Origin of the sequence: Dongia sp. (genome assembly GCF_041909655.1) — a bacterium.
Taxonomy (GTDB): Bacteria; Pseudomonadota; Alphaproteobacteria; order Dongiales; family Dongiaceae; genus Dongia.
The window spans coordinates 205,990-221,666 of sequence record NZ_JAYRDA010000001.1 but is presented as its reverse complement, the minus strand read 5'-3'; the positions used below and the strand labels follow the sequence as shown (position 1 = coordinate 221,666).

Annotated in this window: 21 protein-coding genes; 14 read left to right on the top strand and 7 right to left on the bottom strand. The window is 64.0% G+C overall.

What is annotated here, in order from left to right:
- The first annotated feature begins 61 nt into the window (after positions 1 to 61).
- Positions 62 to 1,138, top strand: a complete 1,077-nt coding sequence (locus ACE3PR_RS01045) for an NAD(P)/FAD-dependent oxidoreductase (protein WP_374367144.1) — start codon at positions 62 to 64, stop codon at positions 1,136 to 1,138.
- A gap of 49 nt (positions 1,139 to 1,187) precedes the next feature.
- Here ACE3PR_RS01045 and ACE3PR_RS01040 read toward each other — a convergent pair whose 3' ends face one another.
- From ACE3PR_RS01040 to ACE3PR_RS01030, 3 genes are all read right to left on the bottom strand, one after another.
- Positions 1,188 to 1,343, bottom strand: a complete 156-nt coding sequence (locus ACE3PR_RS01040; protein WP_374367142.1) for a hypothetical protein — start codon at positions 1,341 to 1,343, stop codon at positions 1,188 to 1,190.
- A gap of 192 nt (positions 1,344 to 1,535) precedes the next feature.
- Entirely contained in the window at positions 1,536 to 2,852 is a 1,317-nt protein-coding gene (locus tag ACE3PR_RS01035) for a histidine kinase dimerization/phospho-acceptor domain-containing protein (RefSeq protein WP_374367140.1), read from the bottom strand.
- Entirely contained in the window at positions 2,852 to 3,517 is a 666-nt protein-coding gene (locus ACE3PR_RS01030; protein WP_374367137.1) for a response regulator transcription factor, read from the bottom strand. Before ACE3PR_RS01030 ends, ACE3PR_RS01035 begins: the two co-directional genes overlap by 1 nt.
- A gap of 179 nt (positions 3,518 to 3,696) precedes the next feature.
- Here ACE3PR_RS01030 and ACE3PR_RS01025 point away from each other — a divergent pair, with 179 nt between their 5' ends.
- Complete coding sequence (locus tag ACE3PR_RS01025; RefSeq protein ID WP_374367134.1) at positions 3,697 to 3,957, top strand: PepSY domain-containing protein; 261 nt, start codon at positions 3,697 to 3,699, stop codon at positions 3,955 to 3,957.
- A 14-nt stretch (positions 3,958 to 3,971) separates the two neighbouring features.
- Positions 3,972 to 4,505 carry a cytochrome b/b6 domain-containing protein gene (locus tag ACE3PR_RS01020; RefSeq protein ID WP_374367132.1) on the top strand — a complete coding sequence of 178 codons (534 nt, stop codon included), beginning with the start codon at positions 3,972 to 3,974 and terminating at the stop codon, positions 4,503 to 4,505.
- Here the strand turns inward: ACE3PR_RS01020 and ACE3PR_RS01015 are convergent.
- The gene (locus ACE3PR_RS01015) at positions 4,502 to 5,170 is read right to left on the bottom strand and encodes a DsbA family oxidoreductase (RefSeq protein WP_374367130.1); all 669 of its coding nucleotides are present in this window, start codon (positions 5,168 to 5,170) and stop codon (positions 4,502 to 4,504) included. The two genes, ACE3PR_RS01020 and ACE3PR_RS01015, sit on opposite strands and share 4 nt — an antisense overlap.
- 55 nt (positions 5,171 to 5,225) lie before the next feature.
- On the bottom strand, positions 5,226 to 5,921 hold the full coding sequence (locus ACE3PR_RS01010) for a TetR/AcrR family transcriptional regulator (protein ID WP_374367128.1): 696 nt from the start codon (positions 5,919 to 5,921) through the stop codon (positions 5,226 to 5,228).
- Positions 5,922 to 6,148: 227 nt separating this feature from the next.
- Here ACE3PR_RS01010 and ACE3PR_RS01005 point away from each other — a divergent pair, with 227 nt between their 5' ends.
- The 7 genes from ACE3PR_RS01005 to ACE3PR_RS00975 all read left to right on the top strand — a co-directional run bounded on the left by ACE3PR_RS01005 (position 6,149) and on the right by ACE3PR_RS00975 (position 11,029).
- On the top strand, positions 6,149 to 6,643 hold the full coding sequence (locus ACE3PR_RS01005; RefSeq protein WP_374367126.1) for a VOC family protein: 495 nt from the start codon (positions 6,149 to 6,151) through the stop codon (positions 6,641 to 6,643).
- Between the two features lie 39 nt (positions 6,644 to 6,682).
- The gene (locus tag ACE3PR_RS01000; protein WP_374367124.1) at positions 6,683 to 7,042 is read left to right on the top strand and encodes a DUF1428 domain-containing protein; all 360 of its coding nucleotides are present in this window, start codon (positions 6,683 to 6,685) and stop codon (positions 7,040 to 7,042) included.
- 26 nt (positions 7,043 to 7,068) lie between these two features.
- A complete protein-coding gene (locus ACE3PR_RS00995; RefSeq protein WP_374367122.1) occupies positions 7,069 to 7,800 on the top strand; it encodes a DUF899 domain-containing protein in 732 nt (243 codons plus the stop codon).
- A 16-nt stretch (positions 7,801 to 7,816) separates the two neighbouring features.
- A complete protein-coding gene (locus ACE3PR_RS00990; protein ID WP_374367120.1) occupies positions 7,817 to 8,353 on the top strand; it encodes an SRPBCC family protein in 537 nt (178 codons plus the stop codon).
- 24 nt (positions 8,354 to 8,377) lie between these two features.
- Positions 8,378 to 9,955, top strand: coding sequence for an MFS transporter (locus ACE3PR_RS00985; RefSeq protein ID WP_374367118.1), 1,578 nt, complete (start codon positions 8,378 to 8,380; stop codon positions 9,953 to 9,955).
- Positions 9,952 to 10,428 (top strand): SRPBCC family protein, encoded by a 477-nt coding sequence (locus tag ACE3PR_RS00980; protein WP_374367116.1) that lies wholly within the window; start codon positions 9,952 to 9,954, stop codon positions 10,426 to 10,428. Before ACE3PR_RS00985 ends, ACE3PR_RS00980 begins: the two co-directional genes overlap by 4 nt.
- An 82-nt stretch (positions 10,429 to 10,510) precedes the next feature.
- Positions 10,511 to 11,029, top strand: a complete 519-nt coding sequence (locus tag ACE3PR_RS00975) for a PAS domain-containing protein (protein ID WP_374367114.1) — start codon at positions 10,511 to 10,513, stop codon at positions 11,027 to 11,029.
- Positions 11,030 to 11,035: 6 nt separating this feature from the next.
- Here ACE3PR_RS00975 and ACE3PR_RS00970 read toward each other — a convergent pair whose 3' ends face one another.
- Positions 11,036 to 11,623 (bottom strand): DUF6655 family protein, encoded by a 588-nt coding sequence (locus ACE3PR_RS00970; protein WP_374367112.1) that lies wholly within the window; start codon positions 11,621 to 11,623, stop codon positions 11,036 to 11,038.
- Between the two features lie 220 nt (positions 11,624 to 11,843).
- Between ACE3PR_RS00970 and ACE3PR_RS00965 the strand changes: the two genes are divergently transcribed.
- The 3 genes from ACE3PR_RS00965 (at position 11,844) to ACE3PR_RS00955 (ending at position 14,246) form a co-directional block, all read left to right on the top strand.
- Positions 11,844 to 12,716, top strand: a complete 873-nt coding sequence (locus ACE3PR_RS00965; protein ID WP_374367110.1) for a GNAT family N-acetyltransferase — start codon at positions 11,844 to 11,846, stop codon at positions 12,714 to 12,716.
- 85 nt (positions 12,717 to 12,801) lie between these two features.
- Positions 12,802 to 13,077 carry a metal-sensing transcriptional repressor gene (locus tag ACE3PR_RS00960; RefSeq protein WP_374367108.1) on the top strand — a complete coding sequence of 92 codons (276 nt, stop codon included), beginning with the start codon at positions 12,802 to 12,804 and terminating at the stop codon, positions 13,075 to 13,077.
- 11 nt (positions 13,078 to 13,088) lie between these two features.
- Complete coding sequence (locus tag ACE3PR_RS00955) at positions 13,089 to 14,246, top strand: nickel/cobalt efflux transporter (protein ID WP_374367106.1); 1,158 nt, start codon at positions 13,089 to 13,091, stop codon at positions 14,244 to 14,246.
- A gap of 28 nt (positions 14,247 to 14,274) precedes the next feature.
- Here ACE3PR_RS00955 and ACE3PR_RS00950 read toward each other — a convergent pair whose 3' ends face one another.
- Positions 14,275 to 15,009, bottom strand: coding sequence for a hypothetical protein (locus ACE3PR_RS00950; RefSeq protein ID WP_374367104.1), 735 nt, complete (start codon positions 15,007 to 15,009; stop codon positions 14,275 to 14,277).
- 144 nt (positions 15,010 to 15,153) lie between these two features.
- Between ACE3PR_RS00950 and ACE3PR_RS00945 the strand changes: the two genes are divergently transcribed.
- On the top strand, positions 15,154 to 15,624 hold the full coding sequence (locus ACE3PR_RS00945; RefSeq protein ID WP_374367102.1) for a DUF805 domain-containing protein: 471 nt from the start codon (positions 15,154 to 15,156) through the stop codon (positions 15,622 to 15,624).
- Positions 15,625 to 15,677 lie beyond the last annotated feature (53 nt).

The following is a 15,677-nucleotide window of genomic DNA, read 5'->3' as shown; positions in this document are numbered from 1 at the left end:
CGGGCCGGAATGTGCGAGCGTCGGTGGCATCCACCCAATCCTTCCGGACCCATCCCGCATCATGACCGCCCACAAACACGTCATCGTCATCGGCGCCGGCATTCTCGGCGCCAGCATCGGCTATCACCTCGCCCGCGACGGCGCCCGCGTCACCATCCTCGATGCCGGCGCGCGCGGCGGGCTTGCCACGCGCTATTCCTGGGCCTGGATCAATGCCAGTTGGGGCAACCCCGAACCCTATGTGCGCCTGCGCATGCGCGCGATGCAGGAATGGCGGCGCCTTGCCGCGGAAGTGCCGGAGATCGCGCTCAACTGGGCGGGTGGCCTCTTGTGGGATCTGGCGCCGGAGAAGCTGCCGGCCTATGTCGAGGAACGCAAGGCCGCCGGTTATGACATCCGCCTGGTCGACCGCGCCGAGGCCCTGACGCTGGAACCCCATCTCGCCGCCCTCCCCGACCAGGCGGCTTACGCCCCTTGCGAAGGCGTCGCGGAACCGCGCGAGACGGCCGAGGCCTTGCTGCGCGCGGCCGAGGCGAAGGGCGCCATCTTCCGCCAGAACACACCGGTCCGCGCGCTTACGCTGCAAGGCGGCCGCATCGTTGGCGTCACCACCGACCAGGGCGAGATCAAGGCCGATCATGTGGTCCTCGCCGCCGGCGCCGCCACGGCCGCCCTGGCTGCCGGTGCCGGTGTTACCGTGCCGATGTCCGCACCCGCGGGACTTCTGGTCCTCACCAAGCCGATGGCGAAAATTCTCAACGGCCTGGTGATGGCCCCCGAACTTCATGTCCGCCAGCGCCCGGACGGCGCGCTCATTGCCGGCACGGATTTCGGCGGCGCCGATCCGGGCACCGAGCCGCAGAAGGTCGCCGATGCCATCATGACCGCGATGCGCGCGCTGTTGAAGGGTGGCGAGAAGCTGGCCTTCGATCGTTACACCGTGGGCTATCGCCCGTTGCCGGCCGACGAGTTTCCCGCCATGGGCGCTGCTCCCACCCATGACAATCTCTATATCGCGGTCACCCATTCCGGGATCACCCTGGCGCCGGCCCTGGGGCTCTTCATCTCGGCGGAGATCCTCACCGGGGAACGCGATCCCCTGCTCGCCCCCTATGCCTTCGCCCGCTTCCAGAAATGAATAAGGCCCCGCAAGCGGAGCCCTATCCACACACCCCCCCTAGAGCGTTTTAGAGCAGGTCGCTGCCCCCGCGATTGGCGGTTTCGTGCATGCGCTTGAGCCAGCCCGGCACCGTGCCGGTCGATGCCATGCACCACAGCCAGCCGAGCAGGAGGGAGCTGCCGATCGTCGCCGCGGCGAGGCAGATAATGGCGATGTCTTGCATTTTATTAAATCCCTCCTTGGTTGTGTATGGGTTCATTGTGTGCGTTTCCAAATTAATGAGACGTTAATTTCGAGAACGGTTCGCACGAAATGCAGACCGGCCGACCAGGAATCGCACATCCTTTGGTGATCTGGGCGCTGCAACATGAAAAACCGGGGAATATTGCGGTGCCGTGACGCGTTGGGCACCGCTTCAGGACAGGCTGACGATCGCCTCGAAGCCCGACTCGCGGCCATCGGCCGGCGAATGCAGTTCCAGCCTGCCGCCCGCCTGGCGCAGGATCATGTCGGCGATGGCAAGGCCCAGGCCGAAACCGGCACCGCCGGAACGGCCGCGCGCAAAGCGTTCGGTCAGGCGCACGAGATCACGCGCTGGCACCACCGGCCCCTCATTCACCACGTGAAGGCGGCCGGCGGCGTCGACGAAGATATTGATCGGTGCATCCCTGGTCCCGTGGACCAGGGCGTTTTCCAGGAGATTGCGCAACACGATGGCAAAGGCATCGATATCGATGGCGCCGCGATAGGGGATTGCCGGATCCCGCAATTCGATGCGCCGCGCCGTACCATGCTGGCGCTCGAATTCGCCCGCCACCAGGGTGACGACGGGCAACAAATCCACCACCTCGTGACTGGCGGCCACGCCGCTTTCGGCGCGTGACAATTGCAGCAGCCGCTCGACCAGATGGCCGAGGCGCCGCAACGCAGCAAGGATCTGCTCCACCCGCGCCTGATGGGGCGTGCCGGAAAGTTCCGCCCCCAGACGCTGGCTCTGGGCGATGGCAGCCGCCACCGGCGTGCGCAATTCATGGGCACTGTTGGCGGCGAAATCGCGTTCAGCCGCGATGGCACCGCCGAGACGCGCCAGCAGCCGGTTGATGTCATGGACGATCGGCGCCAGTTCGCGCGGCATCCCGGCTTCAGGGAGCGGCGCCAGATTCTGTCCGCCACGTTGGCCGATCGCCTCGCGGAGATGCCGAATCGGCCGCAAGGTACGGCCCACCGTCGCAAAGACCACCAGAACCGCCAGCGGCAGCAGCACGACCAGCGGATAGAGCAGGCCCAGCGACGCCTCGACGATCGCCTCCATGCGGTGTCCCGGCCGCTCCATCACCTGGATGAAGAGCGCACCGTCCGAACTTGCCTCGGTATAAAAATCCCGCCCGTCGCTCTGTGCGAATCCGGTCGCCAGCGGCACCGCATATGGCGCCACCGGCGCGTCATGCGAACGCAACAGCACGCGCCCCGCGCGGTCGCGCAGTTGATAGAGCAGATATTCCGCGCTGAGATCCGAATGCCGGCCGATGGCGCGGTCATGATCGTCTTCCTCCAGGCTGTCGATCGCCAGGGGCAGCAGGCGCTGCGCGGTTTCCTGCAGCGCGCTGTCGAAGACCTCGTTGATCTCGTTGTGGATGACAATGGTCGAGGCGGCGACACCGCCCATCCATAACAATGTGACACCGGCCCCCAGGATCAGGACGAGGCGCCGCGCGATGCTCCATCCCGCCATCACGCTGCTTCCATGATCAGGCGGTAACCGATGCCGCGCTGTGTGGCGATGAGATCCTTGCCCAGCTTCTTGCGCAAGCGGCTGACATAGACCTCGACCGCATTGCTCTCGATCTCGGAACCGAAGGCATAGAGTTCTTCCTCGATGCGCTCGCGGCTGACGATGGCGCCGGGCCGCCGCAGCAATTGATCAAGCACCGCCCATTCGCGCTGGGTGAGCTCGATCCGCTGTCCGCCCCGCCGCACCAGGCGAGCCGCCTGGTCGATCTCCAGCGTGCCCAAAGTGAGAAGCGGATTGGGATTGGCCGCGGCGCGGCGGGCCACGGCGCCGATCCGCGCGGTCAGTTCGTCGAGATCGAAGGGCTTCACTAGATAATCGTCGGCCCCTGCATTCAAGCCGTCGATACGGTCGCGGATCTGGTCGCGCGCGGTGAGGATGATGACCGGGCGCAAATCCTTGCGCCGCCGGATGGCGCGCAGCAGATCGAGACCGGATCCATCAGGAAGATGCAGGTCGAGCAGCACCAGCGCGTAATCGACCGAGCGCAGGGCGATCTCCGCATCCTCCAGGCGCTGCATCCAATCCACCGCATGACCCGCGGCCACGACATGGTCGCGGATCGCTTGTCCCAGGATCGGTTCGTCCTCGATGAGAAGCACTCGCATGAGCAGCTAGAAACCCTTGTTCGGAGATCGCGCGGTGAACCGCCAGATATGGCTACCAAGCTTACAGCAAGATGAACGCGATTTCCGAATCGCGTTCAGCCTCGCTTCAGCTTCGTCAGGGAAATTGGCGCCACCCGCAACGAAGCCCCCCAAGGCTTTTCTTTTACAGAGGCTCCATCATGAAGAAGTTTGCTCTCTCGCTGATCCTGCTCACCACCCTCGGCGCCGGCGCCGCGTCCGCGGCCGAGCTTTGCCAGGTCCCCGAAGCCGAATGGCAGCCCAAAGAAGCGCTGGAACAGAAGCTCCAGGCCGATGGCTGGACGATCAAGAAGGTGAAGATCGACGAAGGTTGCTACGAAGTCTACGGCACCAATGCCAAGGGCGAAAAGCAGGAAGTCTATTTCAACCCGAAGACCTTCGACGTCGTGAAGGCCGATTAAGGGAGACGGCGGCGATGGTCAAGATCTGGGACATTCTGGTCCGCGTCTTTCATTGGTCACTGGTTGCCAGCTTCGCGATTGCCTGGGTGACCGCCGATGAATGGCAGGACCTGCACGAATGGGCCGGTTATGCGGCGGGGGCGCTCATTGCCTTCCGTCTGGTCTGGGGCCTGGTGGGGACGCATTTCGCCCGCTTCGCCCAGTTCGTGCGCGCACCCTGGCACATCGCCGCCTATCTCCGCGACATCGTCAATGGCCGCGAGGCCCGTTATCTCGGCCACAATCCGGCCGGCGGCCTCATGATCCTCGCCCTCATTTTTTCGATGGCCGCCCTTTGCCTCACCGGCTGGCTCTATACCACCGACGTTTTCTGGGGCGAGGAATGGGTCGAGGAAACCCACGAGGCGTTGGCCAATGTTCTTCTGGCTCTGGTGGGCGTGCATGTTCTGGGCGTGCTCATCGCGAGCTACCGGCATGACGAAAATCTCGTCCGCGCCATGATCACCGGCAAGAAGCGCCCACCGCAGGCCGCCGATATCGTCGATTAGGCCGCCGCGGCGATTTCCTTGAGCGCCTTTTCGAAAGTGGCAACCGGCTGGCCACCAGAAATGAGGTAGCGCTCGTTGATGACGATCGCGGGGACGGCATGGATGCCCTGCTCGCGATAGAACTTCTGCTGGGCACGGACCGCGTCGGCATATTCGGTACTCTGCAGGATAGCGCGGGCGCGCTTTGGATCGAGCCCGACCCTTTCCACCTCCGCGATCAGCACCTCAGAATCCGACATGTTGCGGCCTTCGGTGAAATAGGCGCTGAACAAGGCATGCTTCAGCGCCGCCTGCTTACCCGCACCCTCGCCCTCAGCCCAGTGCAGCAGGCGATGCGCGTCGAAGGTGTTGTAGATGCGGCTTTCCTCGTTCATGCGCATCTCGAAGCCGAGATCGGCCGCGCGCAGACGGATCATCTTGCGGGCTTCGGCCGATTGGTCCGGCGTCGATCCATATTTCTGGCCGATATGCTCGACGATATTCTGCCCCTCCGGGCCCATCTGCGGGTTGAGCTCGAAAGGCTGGAAATGAATCTCGGCGCTTACCTCGCCCTTGAGGTTCTCCAGCGCCGTTTCGAGACCACGCAGGCCGATGATGCACCAGGGGCAGGAGACGTCCGAGACAAAATCGATTTTCAGTTTCTGCGGCATGCGGCGGGCCTTCACGCTATTTCCTGCAGGCATCCTAGGCGCATCGCCGGAGCCCTGTCATCCGCAGCTTTTATAGGCCTTTTTCCACCATGGAGATGAGCCGCTGGCCAAGCGCCTCGATCTGCACTTCCGGCATGCCGCGCAACGGCCCGTCTATGATCAGCATGGCGAGACCATGGACACTGGACCAGGCCAGGAATTCAGCACCCGGCCGGCGCGTGGGGGGCAAGGCGCCCGCTTCCACCATGGCATCGAGTGCCGCACTCAACAACTGGAAGGGATTGAGCCCGCTCTTCCCCGCATTGGCGGGGTCGGCGGGCTCGCGCGCATCGCCGGCAATGCGCACACCCTCGATCGGCGCGAAGGCCATGCGAAAAAGCCCGGTCTCGGCGAAGGCGAATTTCAGATAACCGGTGCCGACCGCCCGCAGCTTGCCGCGCGCCCGCTCCGTCGCCGTGGGAAGGCCGGCGATCTTGTCGATCTCGTCTTCCATCGCCTGGGCAAGGAACGAGAGGGCGGCCGAGCGGACCGATTGCAGGAGATCTTGGCGGCTCGCGAAATGCCGATAGGCGGCGTTGGGCACGACGCCCGCGCGCCGCGTCGCTTCGCGCAGCACGACGGCCTCGGGTCCACCCTGGCGCGCCAACTCGATACCCGCATCGAGCAGGGCACGGCGCAGATCGCCATGGCGATAGGTGCTCCGCGTCGGCGCCTTGCCGGTCCGGCCGCCAACCGGGCGCGTGATCGCAGGCTTCTTTTCGCTCATTCGGCTTTCATCCAGCAGCGCCCCGGAAACAGTGCCAAAAAAACCCGGCAGCCAGCCCAAACGATCCGACAGAAATATAACAGACCAGATGTGGACAGCGTCCATTTGTTTTGTTATAGGCTTGTGGACGGTGTCCACAAAAGCCCCATTTTGTCGCAGGGTTATTGGACCGACCGGTCAGAACAAGAATGCGGCGGATGCGGCCGGATCGAACGGGTGACGGTGACATGTTCCTTCTTTCAGCCCTCGCCGTGCGACCGCAGCCGACACGACCGATGCAACCCCTCATGACGGGAGACATGAACATGCAGGTGAAATCCTATCTGTCCTTCGAAGGCCGCTGCGAAGAGGCGCTCGACTTCTATCAGAAGGCCCTGGGTGCCAAGGTGAAGGAGGTCATGCGCTTCAAGGATGCCCCCGAGCAGCCGAGCGGCGATGGCTGCGTCGCCCCCATGAGCGGCGACAAGATCATGCATTCCGCCTTTCAGATCGGCGAAAGCGAATTGATGGCGACCGACGGCATGAATTCCGGCACACCCAATTTCGCCGGCACCTCGCAGGCGCTGGTGGTGAAGACGGCGAACGAAGCCGACCGCTATTTCCAGGCGCTGGCCGAAGGCGGGCAGGTGATGATGCCGCTCGCAAAGACCTTCTTCTCCGAGAAATTCGGCATGACCACCGACCGCTTCGGTGTGCCCTGGATGATCGTCGTGATGCCGTAACGGCATCCGCTGGAAAAACATAAAAATACCGGAGGAAACATGCGCTACGTCGATGGTTTTGTCATTGCCATGCCGAAGAAGAAGGTTGAAGCCTATCGCAAGATCGCCCGCAAGGCCGGGAAGATCTGGCTTGAACACGGCGCGCTGGATTACCGCGAATGCGTGGGCGCCGATCTCGCCGTCGACTTTGGGACACCCTTCGCCAAGCTCGCCAAACTGAAACCCGGCGAGACCGTAATCTTCTCCTGGGTCACGTATAGGTCCAAGAAACACCGCGACGCGGTCATGAAGAAAGTGATGGCCGACAAGCGCCTCGCCAAGGAAATGCAGCCCGGTGCCATGCCCTTCGACATGAAGCGCATGACCTATGGCGGCTTCGACGTGATCGTCGATCTTTAAGACTTAAGAGAGGGGCTAGGACGCACATGACCTCGCATCAGATCGTCTCGCCGCAGGAATGGCTCGCGGCACGAAGGGACCTGCTGGCCAAGGAAAAGCGCTTCACCGAGATGCGCGACGAGATCAATGCCGAACGCCTGGCGCTGCCCTGGGTGAAGATCGAGAAGGAATATCTCTTCGATACCGAGACCGGCAAGCGATCGCTGGGCGATCTCTTCGCCGGGCGCTCCCAGCTCATGATCTACCATTTCATGCTGGGGCCGGATTGGGAGGCAGGTTGCCCGTCCTGCTCCTTCGTCGCCGACCATTTCGGCGGCGCGCTGGTTCATCTCAATCATCACGATGTCACGCTGATGGCCGTCTCCCGGGCACCCATTGCCAAGATCGCCGCCTATCGGAAACGCATGGGTTGGACCTTTCCCTGGGTCTCCGCCTTCGCCAATGATTTCAACCAGGACTTCCACGTCTCGTTCAGCGCGGAAGAACTGGCGGGCGACAAGGTCTTCTACAATTTCGCGCCGATGGAGGCGAAGGACGCGTATTCCGAGCTGCCGGGCCTCAGCGCCTTTTTCAAGGACGGGAACGGCGACATCTACCACACCTATTCCACCTATACCCGCGGTCTCGAGGAACTGGTCGGCACCTTCATGATTCTCGATCGCGCGCCCAAGGGCCGCAACGAGGATACGATCATGGATTTCGTTCGCCGCCACGACGAATATGAAACATCCCCACCCGCCCAATCCTGCTGCGCCTGATTTTTCGAGAGATATCATGTTGAAGTTCATCGTCATTGCCATCGTCGTGCTCGGCATTGCCGTCACGGGCTTTCTCTCCTACGCCGCCAGAAAGCCGGATTCCTTCGAGGTGCGCCGCGTGGTCGACATCAAGGCGCCGCCGGAGCGGATCTTTCCCTGCATCAACCGGCTTGGCGCCTGGAGCGATTGGTCCGCCTACGAGACCAAGGATCCCGACATGGAACGCATCTTCAGCGGTCCGCCGAGCGGCCCCGGCGCGGTCTATGAATGGGAGGGCGACAGCAATGTCGGGGCCGGCCGCATGGAGATCCTGTCCGCCGAGCCGAACCGGCGCGTGTCCATCCGCCTCAATTTCCTGCGACCGTTCGAAGCCGAGAACATGGCCGAATTCACCCTGGAGCCCATGGGCGAAACAACCCGCGTCACCTGGGTGATGACCGGTCCGGCGCCTCTTCTTACCAAGGTGATGGATACCCTTTTCAACATGGACCGCATGATCGGCGCCGATTTCGAAGCCGGCCTCGCCAATCTGAAAAACATCGCCGAAGGCTGAGCGCCTCGCTTACCGGAGAAAACCATGTCTGCGCCTCTCGACAATGCCGTGGCTACAGCACCCCGAGCCACGCGCCGCGAATGGATCGGCCTGGCCGTCCTCGCGCTCCCTTGCCTGCTCTATGCGATGGACCTCACCGTCCTCAATCTCGCGGTGCCGCACCTCTCGGCCGATCTCAAGCCGAGTTCCACGGAACTCCTGTGGATCATCGACATCTACGGCTTCGTGGTGGCGGGTGCCCTCATCCCCATGGGGGTCTACGGTGACCGCATCGGGCGCCGGAAGCTCCTCCTCATCGGCGCCGCCTGTTTCGGCCTGGCCTCGATCCTCGCCGCCTTCGCCGGCAGCGTGGCCGAGCTCATCGCGGCCCGCGCCGTGCTGGGTCTGGCGGCGGCGACCCTGGCGCCCTCGACCCTCTCATTGATCCGCAACATGTTCCTCGACGACAAGCAGCGCACCATCGCCATCGGCATCTGGATTTCCAGCTTCTCGGCGGGCGGTGCACTCGGCCCGGTCCTCGGCGGCGTGCTGCTGGAATATTTCTGGTGGGGCTCGGTCTTTCTTTTGAACGTCCCGATCATGCTGCTGCTCCTCGCCGTCGGCCCGTTCCTCCTCAGCGAATACCGCGATCCACAAGCTGGCCGGCCGGACCTCGTGAGCGCCGCCCTCTCGCTTGGCACCACCCTCTCAATCATCTACGGCATCAAGCGCCTGGCCGAGAGCGGTTTCTCTTGGCAGCCGGTCGCGACCATTCTCGCTGGCATCGTCATCGGCTGGATCTTCCTGCGCCGGCAGAAGCATCTCGAGACGCCCTTCATCGATCTCGCCCTCTTCCGCCGCGCGACCTTCAGCGCCGCACTCGGCATCAACATCATCTCGGTCTTCGCAGCGTTCGGCACCTTCCTTTTCGTCGCACAATATCTCCAGCTCGTGATAGGCCTCTCGCCGCTGGAAGCCGGGCTCTGGTCGGCGCCTTCGGGGGTGACTTTCATCATCGGCTCCAATCTGACGCCGCTCATCCTGCGTTATGTCAGCCGCGCCAATGTCATCACCGGCGGCCTCGCCCTCACCGCGGCGAGCTTCCTGGTGATGGCCCAGGTCGATGGCGGCGCCCAGGATCTGGGCCACGTGGTGGCGTCTTATGTGCTGATGTCGCTGGGTCTCGCGGTGATCTTCACCCTCACCACCGATTTCGTCATCGGGGCGGCGCCGCCGGAACGCGCGGGCCTTGCCGCCGGCATGGCCGAGACAAGCTCCGAATTCGGCGGCGCGCTCGGCATCGCGATCCTCGGCTCCGTCGTGACCGCGATCTACCGACCGCTCATCTCTGGATCTTTGCCGGCGGACCTGCCCGAGGCGGCGGCGCTGGCGGCGCGCGACACCCTGGGCGGAGCACTCGGCGCCGCGGCGGAACTTCCGGCGGCACTCGGCGATTCACTCGTGAGCGCTTCGCGCGCGGCCTATGTCGATGCCTTCCAGGTGATCGCGCTCATTTGCGCCGTCGCCCTTGCCATCGCCGCTGTCATCGCCGCCTGGCTCCTGCGGCGCGGCGACACACCAACCGAAACCCTCACGCCCTCATTCGACGGAGAAACCTCATGACGACCCAGACCCCCAAGGAAGGCCCCCGCGAGCTCGTCCTCGACCGCCTGCTCGACGCACCGCGCAACAAGATCTGGCGCTGCTGGACCGAACCCGAACTCCTCAAGCAATGGTTCTGCCCGCTGCCCTGGAAAGTGACCGAGGCGAAGCTCGATCTCCGCCCGGGTGGTGCCAGCTATATCCTCATGCAGGGTCCGGAAGGCCAGGAATTTCCCAATCACGGCCAGTATCTCGAACTGGTTCCGAACGAGAAGATCGTCTTCACCGACGCCTTCATCGGCGATTGGCAACCTTCCGAGAAGCCCTTCTTCACCGGCATCATCACGCTGGCCGATGAGGGCGGCAAGACGCGCTACATCGCCCGGGGCCTGCATTGGACCGAAGTGGATTGCCAGCAACACAGGGAGATGGGCTTCCACGAAGGCTGGGGCAAGGCCACCGACCAGCTCGAGGCCCTTTGTAAGAAGATCTGAAACCGGCGGATCCTGCCGCCCTCTTGCCGCCCATCCCGCCCTGCCGCATGATCCTTCCGGGCAGCATCAGGCTGGGGCTGGCATGGATCCGTCTTCAGGAATATATCCGGGCGATTATCCGCGCACGACCGACATGGCGGCGATGGCCGAGCGCTGCTATCCCGACACGCTTGCTTTTTATCAATACTGGTTGGGGAAAGCGGGCACCCGCGCGATGCCGTCGCGCGCCGATCTCGACCCGGCGGAGATGAAACGCTGGCTCTCCTGCATCCAGCTCATCGACGTCTTCGAGAATCCGCGCCGCCTGATCTATCGCCTGGTGGGGGAATCGGAATGCGCGCTTCGCGGCTACAACCCGAAGGGCCGCGCGGTCGCTGAAGCCGCCCTCGGCCAGGGCACCTCGGATGCGCTCGGCAATTACGCCATCGTCATCGATGAAAAGCGCCCGGTCTATGACTGGTCGCGCATTCCCCACCCCAACGGCTTCCTGGTCGGCCAGGAATGCGTGCTCCTGCCGCTTTCGGATGACGGCGAAAAGGTCAACATGGTGGTGACCTATGGCAAGGTGGTGCCGGTCTATCCGGTACGCGACCGGCGCTAGCCGCCCTCAGTCTTCCGGCCGGTCCAGATTGTCGTCCGACCAGTTGATGAAGAAGAGCAGCACCGTCTCCTCCTCATAGGCCGAGGTGGCGGCGGGGGTGCTCACGGCGATGAGCTTGCCGTCCTTGGCGCCGTAGGATGCGGCGGCGAATTTCGCCACACCCTGGCTCATATCGTTCTTGTAGAGGGCGATTTCCGGAATGCCGAGATCGCCGGCCAGCGGGATCGGCACGTCGAATTCCGGGATGCCCACCAGCGTGTCGCGCTGATCGATCGAGAGCGCCCCGGCGCGGATCTCGACGATCGCCTCGGCCTGCCCCTTCTCGTCGGTCAAGGCGAGGTCCTGGCGCAGAGCCTGCTCGCGGATGGCGGCGATGGCGTATTTCGCATCCACCCCCTCGAAATTCGCCGCCTCGACGAAGACCTTGGTTCCCGGCGCCACGCCGAAATCGAGGCTTCGCGCCGCCTTGTCGGCCGCATGCGAGAGGAGGAGCTGCTCGGTCGCCGTCCGCTCGGGATGCGAATCCCGGGTCGAGCTGCAGCCGGCGAGGAGAAACAGGGGGAGAACGAGGACAAGGGCCGAAAAACGCATCATTTCACCAGCCTTCATGCCCATCGTTAATGCCCCCGTTCATGCGCGCGCGTAAATGCGCTGGCCCCGGCGCCTGAAGGTTAACCCCCGAAAGCGGGAATGGTTCACCGGCCCCGCCCGGCCCGAACTGTGACCTGCTTCACAGATGCGGGGACACGATCCGGTCATGATCGCCCAGTCTCAAATTCTTCGACGTCCCAGACCTGATCGGAAGCCCGCCGCCATGGACCAGCCCGTCATGACACCGCCCCTCCCAGGGAATGCCGTCACCGCGAGTCCCCAGACCGAGATTCCGATTCTCGAGACGCCGCGGCTCCGCCTCGATGCTTTCCGCGAGATGGATATTCCGGCCTTGGCCCGCATCCTCGCCGAGCCGGCGGTCGCCAGGGGCATCACGGTCCACACGGCGACGCCGGCCCGCGCCCGCAAGGCCGCGGCCACACGCCTCTTCTGGCACAACAAGAGCTGGGGGCCGCACGGTTACGGAGTCTGGGCCATCCGCCACAAGGACGCGCGGGCACCGCAGGATGCGCTCATCGGCTGGTGCGGCTTCACCGAGCCCGATATCGGCCAGGATCCGGAATTGCTCTACGGCCTCGCCGGCCCCTATTGGGGCCAAGGCCTGGCAAAGGAAGCCGCCGAGGCCGCGATCGCATGGCTGCTGGCGCAACAGGGCACGAACAAGAGCCCGCGTTATGCCGGCATATCGGCGGTGATCTTCGGCCGCATCAACCCGGCTTCCGCCGCCCTCCTCCGCAAGCTGGACTTCGAGAAGAAGGGCCGGATGGGGATGGGCGATTTCCTCCCCGACCGCAAGCTCGCCGACGACGTCATCGCCTACGAAATCTGGCGCCTCGCCAAATCGCGCCATGACGACCCGCAGGCCCTGCTCTTCGAAGCCGCCTTCAAGGCGGGCCAGATCGCCAGCCTCTTCCCCGTGAAGCGCAGCGTCATCTCGGACGCGCTCCGCACCGCCGCCAGCGCCAGGAAAGACCTCCCCCACATGGACCAGGCCGAACGCATGATGCGCGTGCGGATCGCCTTCGACGAGGGTCTCAACGACCCCTATCTCGATTGGTGGCACCGGGGAAGATAGGGGGCATCTCCCTCCAAGTTTCCACCGCCCTGGACAATCCGTTTGTGAGCTGTCTATATCCCCTCCGGGGGGATAGGAGACAGTCATGGCCAAACCGCACGTCCACGCAAGTCATCCGGATATCGTCAAGCGCCTGAAGCGGGCGGAAGGTCATCTTCGCAGTGTCGCCGACATGATCGAATCCGGGCGTTCCTGCGTCGATGTCGCCCAGCAGCTTCATGCCGTCGAAAAGGCGATCGCGCAGGCCAAGCGGACGCTGATCCAGGATCATATCGACCACTGCCTGGAGCATGCCGGCAGCGCCAAGGGCGACAGCCGGGCGCCGATCAAGGAATTCAAGGAAATCTCCAAATACCTGTAATCGAGGCCGTCATGACACCTTTTACCGAGCTGCTGCAGCAGGGCACGGCCCATGCATGGCTGTTCATCCCCAGCGCCATCCTCCTCGGCGCCCTCCATGGGCTGGAGCCGGGCCACAGCAAGACCATGATGGCGGCCTTCATCATCGCCATTCGCGGCACCATCGCCCAGGCCGTCCTGCTCGGCATCATGGCGACGATCTCGCACACCCTGATTGTCTGGGTCATCGCCCTGGGCGGCATGTATCTCTGGAGCGGCATGAATGCCGAGACCACCGAACCCTATCTCCAGCTTGCCTCGGCATTCATCATCATTGGCGTCGCGGCCTGGATGCTGCGGCGGACCTGGCTGGACAATCAGCGATCCCGGATGGTCGATCATCACCATGACCACGGGCACGACCACGGGCATGGCTCGGACATACGCAAGATCGATACCGGGCATGGCATTCTGGCCGTCGAGATCTACGAGACCGGTGTGCCGCCGCGCTGGCGCGTGACGGCCTTGAGCGGGCATGGCTGGCCGGCGGGCGATGTCACAATGGCGATCGAGCGGCCGGATGGTGCGGTCCAGGACTTCACCTTTGTCGATCGCGGCGGCTATCTCGAATCCCTCGAAACGATCCCCGAGCCGCACGATTTCATGGCGCGCCTCAAGCTCTCCCATGGCCATCACAGCCACGATTACGATCTGGCCTTTGTTGAGCACGATCACGGGCACGGGCACGATCACGGCCACGACCATATCCACGAGGAATTGCGGGGCCTGGATGTCGCGACCGGCGGCTATCGTGATGCCCATGAACTGGCGCATGCCAACGACATCCGGCGGCGCTTTGCCGACAGGAACGTCACCACGGGGCAGATCGCCATCTTCGGCCTCACGGGTGGCCTCATCCCCTGCCCGGCGGCGATCACGGTGCTGCTGCTCTGCCTGCAGCTCAAGGAGATCACCCTGGGTGCCGCCCTTGTCGTCAGCTTCAGCATCGGGCTGGCCGCGACGCTCGTCGCCGTCGGCGCCGTCGCCGCGATCAGTGTTCATCACGCCTCCAAGCGCTGGTCCGGCTTCGGCAATTTCGTGCGCCGGGCGCCCTATTTCAGCAGCCTGTTGATTGCCCTGGTCGGCGTCTATGTCGGCATCCAGGGCTGGACCGGGCTGCAAACTCTTTAGGCGCCGCGCCCGGCCGATCCCTCTCGCCTCAGAAGCTCGGCAGATAGGTCATGCCGAGAAGAATGATCGCCGCCGCGCTGCCGATTTCCAGCCAGCGCAGCAAGCCGGTGAAAATCGGGTAGCCGGCAATCCCGCTGTTTTCCGTGCCGCGCCGGATCAGAATCGCGGCCGTTCCGATCGCGGCGATCGTCAGCATGATGCCGATACCCATGATCGCCACCGTGAGCAAACCCAGCCAATAACTGGCATTGGCCATCGCATAGCTCATCAGCAGCATGGTGAGCGGGCAAGGCAGCAGGCCGAGTGCCAGGGGCAGTGCCGATCCTCCGTGTTCATGCATGGGCGCCGGCCGGCCACGAACGGCCTGCCAGAGAAGCCAAATGCCGGACATGACGACCAGCGCCGCACTGAGTGCCTGCAGGGTGATCGCGGCACCGGACGGCCGCCCGAATGTCTGAAGCGACCCGCCGATGACCGTCACCAGAAGGACGGCCACGGCGACATGCACCGCCGACAATTGCGCCGCCGCCGTGATGCCGGACCAGGGCCTTGCCTGCCGGCCCAGGAAATAGGTGAAGAGCACGGCCTTGCCATGCCCCGGCGTCAGGGCATGAAGCATGCCGATGATGAGCGCCAGCGCGGCAATTGCGGCGAATTGCGAGGGATCCCCATAGGCCGCCTGCATCGCCTCGCCCAGGAGGCGATGAAATTCCCGGTGCTGCGCCAGGAACCAGGACGCCGCGGATTGCCAGAATTCAAGCATGCAAAGGTCATAACGCGAGATCGGCCCAGACGCCAAGGACCGAGGTCGGGCCAAACGCATGACGCGCCTGAGGCTCGCCCTTCGTTTCGCCGCGCGACCGCGCTAATATCAGCTCGCCATCACGATTTGCGGGGAACGCGACACATGGATATCAACCTCAGCGCCTATCTCGATCCGGCGGCCTATATGCCGGTCGGCCTGTTCGGCTGGGCGTTGCAGATCGTGCCTCCGGCCTTCGGCATCTGGACTGAACGCTCCGGCCGCCGCCTCGCCCGCGCGCCCTATCTCGGCGCGCTCGCCTTGCGCATAATCGGCCTTTACGTGCTGATGACCGCTCTCGTCCTGGGTCTCTCATTCCTGATCTTCAACCACGACCCCACCAGCGACATGCCGCCCCCCGATGCCGAGACCTGGTTCCCCGCCATCGGCATCGCCCTGACGATCCTCACCAGCCTCACCCTCATCCGCCCTTTGGTCCGGCGCCTGAACGATGCCGCGATCCCCCGGAAATGGGCCTACCTCGCCATGCTGCCCTATGTCGATTTCATCATGTTCGTGGGGCTTGCGTTCTATCCACCCAGCAAGAACGCGGAACCGGTCACGGCGACGGCGTGAGAGAGATGATTAGTTAGGGTCGGAGGCCGTCCTGGAGCGCCTGCCGCCGCAGA

Bases quoted from the DNA above. Each gene is read 5' to 3' on its own strand.
- ACE3PR_RS00975 (WP_374367114.1), top strand. From the start codon at position 10,511: ATGGATCCGTCTTCAGGAATATATCCGGGCGATTATCCGCGCACGACC.
- ACE3PR_RS00970 (WP_374367112.1), bottom strand. From the start codon at position 11,623: ATGATGCGTTTTTCGGCCCTTGTCCTCGTTCTCCCCCTGTTTCTCCTC.
- ACE3PR_RS01035 (WP_374367140.1), bottom strand. From the start codon at position 2,852: ATGGCGGGATGGAGCATCGCGCGGCGCCTCGTCCTGATCCTGGGGGCC.
- ACE3PR_RS00960 (WP_374367108.1), top strand. From the start codon at position 12,802: ATGGCCAAACCGCACGTCCACGCAAGTCATCCGGATATCGTCAAGCGC.
- ACE3PR_RS00955 (WP_374367106.1), top strand. From the start codon at position 13,089: ATGACACCTTTTACCGAGCTGCTGCAGCAGGGCACGGCCCATGCATGG.
- ACE3PR_RS00980 (WP_374367116.1), top strand. From the start codon at position 9,952: ATGACGACCCAGACCCCCAAGGAAGGCCCCCGCGAGCTCGTCCTCGAC.
- ACE3PR_RS01025 (WP_374367134.1), top strand. From the start codon at position 3,697: ATGAAGAAGTTTGCTCTCTCGCTGATCCTGCTCACCACCCTCGGCGCC.
- ACE3PR_RS00995 (WP_374367122.1), top strand. From the start codon at position 7,069: ATGACCTCGCATCAGATCGTCTCGCCGCAGGAATGGCTCGCGGCACGA.
- ACE3PR_RS00965 (WP_374367110.1), top strand. From the start codon at position 11,844: ATGGACCAGCCCGTCATGACACCGCCCCTCCCAGGGAATGCCGTCACC.
- ACE3PR_RS00945 (WP_374367102.1), top strand. From the start codon at position 15,154: ATGGATATCAACCTCAGCGCCTATCTCGATCCGGCGGCCTATATGCCG.
- ACE3PR_RS00990 (WP_374367120.1), top strand. From the start codon at position 7,817: ATGTTGAAGTTCATCGTCATTGCCATCGTCGTGCTCGGCATTGCCGTC.
- ACE3PR_RS01010 (WP_374367128.1), bottom strand. From the start codon at position 5,921: ATGAGCGAAAAGAAGCCTGCGATCACGCGCCCGGTTGGCGGCCGGACC.
- ACE3PR_RS00985 (WP_374367118.1), top strand. From the start codon at position 8,378: ATGTCTGCGCCTCTCGACAATGCCGTGGCTACAGCACCCCGAGCCACG.
- ACE3PR_RS01005 (WP_374367126.1), top strand. From the start codon at position 6,149: ATGTTCCTTCTTTCAGCCCTCGCCGTGCGACCGCAGCCGACACGACCG.
- ACE3PR_RS01030 (WP_374367137.1), bottom strand. From the start codon at position 3,517: ATGCGAGTGCTTCTCATCGAGGACGAACCGATCCTGGGACAAGCGATC.
- ACE3PR_RS01020 (WP_374367132.1), top strand. From the start codon at position 3,972: ATGGTCAAGATCTGGGACATTCTGGTCCGCGTCTTTCATTGGTCACTG.
- ACE3PR_RS01040 (WP_374367142.1), bottom strand. From the start codon at position 1,343: ATGCAAGACATCGCCATTATCTGCCTCGCCGCGGCGACGATCGGCAGC.
- ACE3PR_RS01045 (WP_374367144.1), top strand. From the start codon at position 62: ATGACCGCCCACAAACACGTCATCGTCATCGGCGCCGGCATTCTCGGC.
- ACE3PR_RS01000 (WP_374367124.1), top strand. From the start codon at position 6,683: ATGCGCTACGTCGATGGTTTTGTCATTGCCATGCCGAAGAAGAAGGTT.
- ACE3PR_RS00950 (WP_374367104.1), bottom strand. From the start codon at position 15,009: ATGCTTGAATTCTGGCAATCCGCGGCGTCCTGGTTCCTGGCGCAGCAC.